7 protein-coding genes are annotated in these 6,689 nt (G+C 42.0%); 1 reads left to right on the top strand and 6 read right to left on the bottom strand.

What is annotated here, in order from left to right; genetic code table 11:
• The first annotated feature begins 317 nt into the window (after nucleotides 1–317).
• Nucleotides 318–1,646, top strand: coding sequence for an NCS2 family permease (locus AX660_RS08235; RefSeq protein ID WP_082768808.1), 1,329 nt, complete (start codon nucleotides 318–320; stop codon nucleotides 1,644–1,646).
• A gap of 119 nt (nucleotides 1,647–1,765) precedes the next feature.
• Here the strand turns inward: AX660_RS08235 and AX660_RS08230 are convergent, their stop codons facing one another.
• The 6 genes from AX660_RS08230 to pabC are packed head-to-tail and all read right to left on the bottom strand — an operon-like array spanning nucleotide 1,766 to nucleotide 6,599.
• The gene (locus tag AX660_RS08230) at nucleotides 1,766–2,374 is read right to left on the bottom strand and encodes a DJ-1/PfpI family protein (protein WP_407669352.1); all 609 of its coding nucleotides are present in this window, start codon (nucleotides 2,372–2,374) and stop codon (nucleotides 1,766–1,768) included.
• A 28-nt stretch (nucleotides 2,375–2,402) separates the two neighbouring features.
• Nucleotides 2,403–3,182, bottom strand: a complete 780-nt coding sequence (locus tag AX660_RS08225; RefSeq protein ID WP_068375461.1) for a TatD family hydrolase — start codon at nucleotides 3,180–3,182, stop codon at nucleotides 2,403–2,405.
• A 32-nt stretch (nucleotides 3,183–3,214) separates the two neighbouring features.
• Nucleotides 3,215–4,111 (bottom strand): DNA polymerase III subunit delta', encoded by an 897-nt coding sequence (gene holB, locus AX660_RS08220; protein WP_068375457.1) that lies wholly within the window; start codon nucleotides 4,109–4,111, stop codon nucleotides 3,215–3,217.
• A complete protein-coding gene (tmk, locus tag AX660_RS08215) occupies nucleotides 4,112–4,741 on the bottom strand; it encodes a dTMP kinase (protein WP_068375453.1) in 630 nt (209 codons plus the stop codon). It lies immediately after the preceding gene.
• An 11-nt stretch (nucleotides 4,742–4,752) separates the two neighbouring features.
• Complete coding sequence (gene mltG, locus AX660_RS08210) at nucleotides 4,753–5,757, bottom strand: endolytic transglycosylase MltG (protein ID WP_068375450.1); 1,005 nt, start codon at nucleotides 5,755–5,757, stop codon at nucleotides 4,753–4,755.
• Nucleotides 5,754–6,599 carry an aminodeoxychorismate lyase gene (gene pabC / locus AX660_RS08205; RefSeq protein ID WP_082768807.1) on the bottom strand — a complete coding sequence of 282 codons (846 nt, stop codon included), beginning with the start codon at nucleotides 6,597–6,599 and terminating at the stop codon, nucleotides 5,754–5,756. Before pabC ends, mltG begins: the two co-directional genes overlap by 4 nt.
• Nucleotides 6,600–6,689: the final 90 nt, after the last annotated feature.

The following is a 6,689-nucleotide window of genomic DNA, read 5'->3' as shown; positions in this document are numbered from 1 at the left end:
GTGATACTGATCTTTGCACCACCACATTGCTCTTAGCATCAAAGCAGTGCAAGTTATTGTAAATTAAAATATATTAAGTAAAAAAAAACGATGTTGCAGCTAATCTAATCGCTTAAACACGATGTAAATACCATGGGATTTAGCTATTAATTCGGGCTTTTTGGTTATTTTGCTAAGTTCATCATATTTATTCAGCAACTTCAGTATAAATTACAGCAAAACCAGACTCTTTGGTCAGCTTTTTGCACAAGCTAGTAAAATGCCAACCTTATTCTAATAACAACGACTAATTAATAGTCAATATGTGAGCAACATTGATGTCTAATTTTTTCGAAAGCTTTTTTAAATTAAAAGAAAAAGGCACTAACTTAAAAACTGAGTTTGTCGCCGGTTTAACCACTTTTGCGGCCATGTCTTACGTATTGGTGGTTAACCCAGGGATCTTATCAGCCGGAGGCATGCCGATTGAGGGATTAATTACCGTTACTGCATTGGCCGCTTGTTTAGGTACCTTGTTAATGGCGCTAATGACTAATTATCCCATTGCCATGGCGCCAGGTATGGGTCTCAACGCCTTTTTTGCTTTTACTATTTGTTTAACCCGCGAAATCCCTTGGGATGCAGCTCTTGGCATCGTATTTTGGAACGGCATATTGTTTTTAATGCTGTCTCTCAGTGGTGTACGCACCAAAATTGCTGAGGCCATTCCTGCAGCCTTAAAAATTGGGGTCCAGTGTGGTATCGGTTTATTCATCGCTTTTATCGGCTTAAAAAATGCCGGGATTGTGGTGGCTAACCCTGCAACTTTTGTGACTATAGGGGACTTATCCGAACCTGCAGCCCTACTTGCCCTAATCGGCATACTGCTAACTATTGTACTTGTGATTAAAAAAGTGACTGGTGCGATATTAATTTCAGTATTGGTATTAACTTTAATTGGCGCTTTTATCCCAGTGGGTGATGGTTATTTAACCCAGCACACCGACAGTTTTATTGGCATGCCCGAAGGCATTAGCACTACTTTTATGGCCATGGATATTATGTATCCCATCGAACATCTAGCTGAAACGTGGGATCTGATATTTGCCCTGTTGTTTGTCAATATGTTCGACACTATCGGCACCTTAATCGGTGTATCTCGCCGCGCTAATTTACTGGATAAAGAAGGCAAACTACCAAAACTTGGCAAAGCCATGAATGCCGATGCCGCCGCCAGTGTAATTGGTGCTGCGATTGGGACCTCACCTGTTACCTCTTATGTAGAATCCGCAGCTGGTGTATCAGCTGGGGGACGCACAGGCTTAACCTCGATGGTAGTGGCATTGTGTTTTTTACTCGCACTGTTTTTTACACCTTTAATGAAAGTAATCCCATTGATGGCCACAACGCCCGCCCTGATTATGGTCGGTATATTAATGATGGATTCGTTCAGACAATTGGATTTTGACGATATAACAGCCTTAGCCACCGCATCTATCGCCCTGTTAGCCATGCCACTGACTTTTAGCATCAGCGAAGGTATCGCATTGGGATTTATTACTTATGTTGGCATTATGCTGGGCACAGGCCGTTATAAGCAGGTCACTGTCATCACTTACGTTATGGCGGCGGTATTTGTACTCAGGTATTTATTGGATTTGAAATAAAGAAACTAGAAACTAGAAACTAGAAACTAGAAACTAGAAACTAGAAACTAGAAACTAGAAACTAGAAACTAGAAACTAGAAAAAATTAAAGTGACAGCCTGGTGCTGTCACAGAATTCTTCACTTACTTTGTACTTTTTCCTGATCGTTTTTTAACCACAAAAATTCCATTTGTTTAGCTGTTCTTTGTGCCAAAGCTTCACTGTGTAATTTACTGACTAAGTGCAAACTCATATCTATGCCTGCCGATATTCCACCTGAAGTGACAATATTGCCTTGATCTACCCAACGTACATCCGAGACCACATCTAAGGCCGGAAAGCTCTGTTTTAAGTCGGCAAGGTCTTCCCAATGGGTCGTCACTTGCTGGTCGGTAATAACCTGAGCTTGTGCCAACAAAAATGCGCCTGTACATACCGAGGCCACCAAACTACATTGTTGGGCTTGCAAGGCTATCCACTCGATCACCTGAGTTTTATGGATTTCGCGGCTATGATCCCCCCCCACCACAATCAATACATCAACAACAGGATGGTCACTAAAGCCATAATCTGGCACAACTTTGTAACCTGCTCTGGCCTTTACTATCTCTGTGGTTTCGGCGATTAAAAACACCTCAAACAACCCATTTTTACTCACACGAGATGCGGTTGTAAAAACCTCAAAAGGTCCTGAAAAGTCCAGCACCTCGGCATCTTCATAAATATATATACCAATCTTTATTGCCATATTCAGTAATACCTGAGTGCTAAAAAAATTAACGAAGTGAAGTGGGTGTTATCGCAAACAACTTATAAAAATTCTGTGTGGTAACTGCAGCTAATTCCTCTACGCTAATACCTTTAAGCTGGGCGATAAACTCCCCTACTTCTCGTACATAACCTGGCTGGTTTTGTTTACCGCGATAAGGCACCGGCGCTAACCAAGGTGAATCAGTTTCAATCAGTAGTTTATCCAGTGGGATCTTTTTCACTACTTCTTGTAACTCTGTGGCGGTTTTAAAAGTGACTATGCCAGAAATCGAAATATAAAAACCCAGCTCTATGGCTTCTTGTGCCATGTCCCAGCTTTCAGTAAAACAATGTAGTACCCCTTTAGTTTCGGGATTTTTATATTGTTTTAGCAAGTCGATGGTGTCTTCACGGGCATCACGAGTATGGATAATCAGAGGTTTATTAAGCTCATTGGCCACTTTGATGTGATCAACAAAAGACGTAAGTTGCACGGCTTTGGTATCAGCGCTGTAAAAATAATCCAAACCGGTTTCACCAATGGCTACTACATCCGGATGGCGCGCCATATTCAATAAAGTATCGTAATCACAGGCTTCATCTTGATGCAGTGGATGTACACCGCAAGATACTGAAACATTAGCTAAACCTTGAACCTTTTCCAACATATTCGGAAATTCGCCCACCGACACACACACACATAAAAAATGCTCTACACCACGACGCTGAGCAAAAGTCAGCAACTCGCTAAGTTCTTCTGTGGTTTTGTCTAATCTGTCTAAATGACAGTGTGAATCTACAAACACTTACTATTCCTTAATCTATTCATTCAGGCTTTTTACGGTTTACTTTTTAACATCGAGATGTCAGTCAATAATTGGTTCAACACTAATACTTTATTCACCCCAGGATTGCGCACCCGTTTGACTGCTTTAATAGCTTGTTGATGTAGTTGCCATAAAGCCTCTGGTAGTTCAGATTGACGTTTTACCTGTAAATGCAACCAGAACTGCAACCATTTTAGGATCTTCTCGACCTGTTCTTGCCAATCGGCAGCCAGTTGTGAAGGATTAACTCGTTGCTGAATGATGTCTTGCAAACCAGCTTTAAACACCTCGTAACTCACTTTGTGTTCTTGCTGCAACTCATCTAATAAAATTAAGGGTGAACTGGCGTATAAATTCACAAATTCAGCATCCACCGGTTTATCCCACTGAGTACTGAGCCACACTTGGGTCTGTGTTGTATCAGGCACTGGCATAATAATACGTTCGCAGCGGCTGAGAATTGTGGGTAACAAACGCTCGCTTTTGTGAGTTAACAACATTAAAAAAGTATTGGCAGTGGGCTCTTCGAGGGTTTTTAACAGAGCATTGCTACTTGATTCTGTCATGGTATGGGCGGCGTAAATGACCAGTACCTTAGTGCCAGACAACTGAGCGGAGCCGCTGAGTTTTTTAATCGCCTCACGTATTTGATCCACACCAATCTGTTTTTCGGATATGACTTCATGAAAATCGGGATGATTACCTGCATCTTGTAACAAACAGGCATGACAAACACCGCAGCGCTGCCCCTGCACGTTTTTAGAACAAAGCAACAATGCCGCAAACTGTTTGGCAAAATCGCTTTTACCTATGCCTTGAGAGCCTTGCAGCAATAAAGCATGATGCAACTTATTGTCTTGCTTACGCTGAGCGAGCTGGGTAAAGGTGGCACTTAACCAAGGATACATTTAAGCCTCTAAATACTGAGTTAAAGCCGCACTAATGTCCTGCTGGACCAGCTCAATACTTTGCATGGTATTAATAATCACACACTTCAAGTCAGCCTTGGCTAATGATAAATAACGCTCGCGAGTGCGCACAAAAAAATCGAGATGTTCAACTTCGATTCTATCCAGTTCCCCCCGCCCTCTGGCACGTTTTAAACCTTCGGCAGGCTCAACATCTAAATACAGAGTAAAATCAGGTCTGAAGTCTTTGAGCGTGATCTGACGCAATGCATCTAACATGCTGCTATCTATCATGCGCCCTCCCCCTTGATAGGCCTGTGATGACATATCATGGCGATCTCCTAGTACCCATTGGCCTTGTTTTAAGGCAGGAATTATAACGTTATGCATCAGTTGTGCACGAGCCGCATACATTAATAATAACTCAGCTTCTACTGTGACAGTTTCATCTTGCCACTGTTGTTTAACACAGGCTCTAATGGCTTCGGCCATTGGCGTACCGCCCGGCTCGCGGGTAGTCACTAAGCTATGACCTGCGCTTTCGATATGTTGTTTAACCAAGGCCACTGCGCTGCTTTTACCAGCGCCTTCAAGACCTTCAATAACAATGAATTTTCCTGCTGTTTGCAAACTGAACTCGCTTATTTTTTTAATATGTACTGTTTTACTGCTTGATTATGTTGTTGCAAAGTCTCAGAGAATTGATGACTACCATCACCTCTGGCCACAAAATACAAATCATTGGTTGCCAGTGGATTAAACGCCGCTGCTATAGACAACTTTCCTGGCATGGCAATAGGGGTTGGCGGCAAACCTTTTATCACATAGGTATTATAAGGGGTTGGCGTCTTTAAGTCCTTACGCTTTATGTCACCATCAAAATCAGGCCCGAGGCCATATATCACTGTAGGATCGGTTTGTAGGCGCATATTAAGATTCAAACGATTCACAAAAACCCCAGCGATACGGGGGCGCTCTGAGGGCACAGCGGTTTCTTTTTCAATAATCGAGGCCATGATCAAACCCTCATAGGAATTTGCATAAGGCACATCCAAGGCACGTACATGCCACTGCTCTTCAAGATATTGACGCATTTTCTGGTGGGCGATACTGATGACAGTAAAAGCATTGGTGCCTGTGGCAAAATGATAGGTATCAGGTAATAACCAACCTTCGATAGACTGACCGGGCAAATCGCTAATCAAAGCAGCGATGCCAGCGTCTGTTGTCGCATCAAAAACTAAATGTTCTTGGGATTTAAGTTGCAGTTCCCACTCCCGCCACTGCAAACCTTCTACCAGACTAATACTAAAGAGTTTTTCTTTACCACTCACCAGTAAGTCCAACAATTGTTGTGTTTGCATGCCGGGCAATAATTCATAAGTTCCTGCTTTAAATTTCGCAAGTTGCGGTTTTAATTTCAGGAGGATTTTTAAAGCGATTATGTCGCCGATAATTTTTTGTTGCTCAAGCTCGACTAAGATCTTGCGAGCTGACTGACCTTTTCCCAGAGTTAACAATTGTGGTTTGCTAATTAACAGAGTTTGCTGAACTTGCTGGTTGAGATAATAATAAAGTGCGCCAGCACCTAGGCAACCAAGCAATAAAATCAACAGTAAAAACTTCAGGATAAATTTTATTTTCATGATAAGGATGTTTGTAGAAAAATATTTAATTCAGTCTGTAATTGGGCGACCTTAGAATGACTGAAGGTCCATTGTTGATTTAACATTGGTACGCTCAAAGTCGTCACAGGTACTATAGCCATCAGTGCATTACAGATAAACATTTCTTCGGCGGCAAAATCAAGGGTAAAGATTTGATGAATTTCCTTCACTGGTTGAGATTGTGCGGCCAACATTTGGCAAATCGTACGACGCATCACCCCTGCAACCCCACAACCATCCAGCATTGGCGTAAACCACTGGCCCTTATGTAGCCAAAATACATTAGCGGCGCTGGCTTCAATTATATTGTCATTGCTGTCACATACTAAAACATCATCAAATTCAGTTAAGTCTAAGGCTTGTTTAATGAGGACTTGTTCTAAGCGATTCAGGTGTTTAAGGCCTGCTAACAAAGGCTGTATTGCTAGCTTTACTGGGCTCAAACCTAGCTTGATACCCTGCTGTTGCCAGCCTGCATAATGAACAGGCAAAGTATGCAAAGATACAATATAACTCGACTCGCTAACATTAAGCGGACTATAACCTCGCCCACCTTTGCCCCGGCTGATAATAATTTTTATCACACCATTTTTATGCTCAGACTGTGCAATTAAGTTAAGAGCCGATTCATGAAGGGCTTGCCATTGAAGAAAATTAATCGCTAAACGTTGACAGTTATTTTGCAGCCGAGCTAGATGCAGAGGCCACAATAGCAGCTTATTCTGACTGAATGCCATAGTAGTAAAACAACCATCACCGTATTGCAGTGCGCGTTCAGCGACATCGATCTTATCTTGAAATTGACCATTGATTATTATCAATTTATTGACTGCCTCGCATTAGTTCACACAAAAAAAAGCCCAGGATAAATTGGGCTTTGAATAATGCACTGTTTACGCTAAAAAATGCAA

Origin of the sequence: Paraglaciecola hydrolytica, assembly GCF_001565895.1 — a bacterium.
Taxonomy (GTDB): domain Bacteria; phylum Pseudomonadota; class Gammaproteobacteria; order Enterobacterales; family Alteromonadaceae; genus Paraglaciecola; species Paraglaciecola hydrolytica.
The sequence above is the reverse complement of the archived record's forward strand: the minus strand, read 5'-3'. Positions and strand labels throughout refer to the sequence as shown.

Excerpts from the sequence above, each read along its gene's own strand:
- AX660_RS08235 (WP_082768808.1), top strand. The coding sequence starts at position 318 with ATGTCTAATTTTTTCGAAAGCTTTTTTAAATTAAAAGAAAAAGGCACT.
- AX660_RS08230 (WP_407669352.1), bottom strand. The coding sequence starts at position 2,374 with ATGGCAATAAAGATTGGTATATATATTTATGAAGATGCCGAGGTGCTG.
- holB (WP_068375457.1), bottom strand. The coding sequence starts at position 4,111 with ATGTATCCTTGGTTAAGTGCCACCTTTACCCAGCTCGCTCAGCGTAAG.
- mltG (WP_068375450.1), bottom strand. The coding sequence starts at position 5,757 with ATGAAAATAAAATTTATCCTGAAGTTTTTACTGTTGATTTTATTGCTT.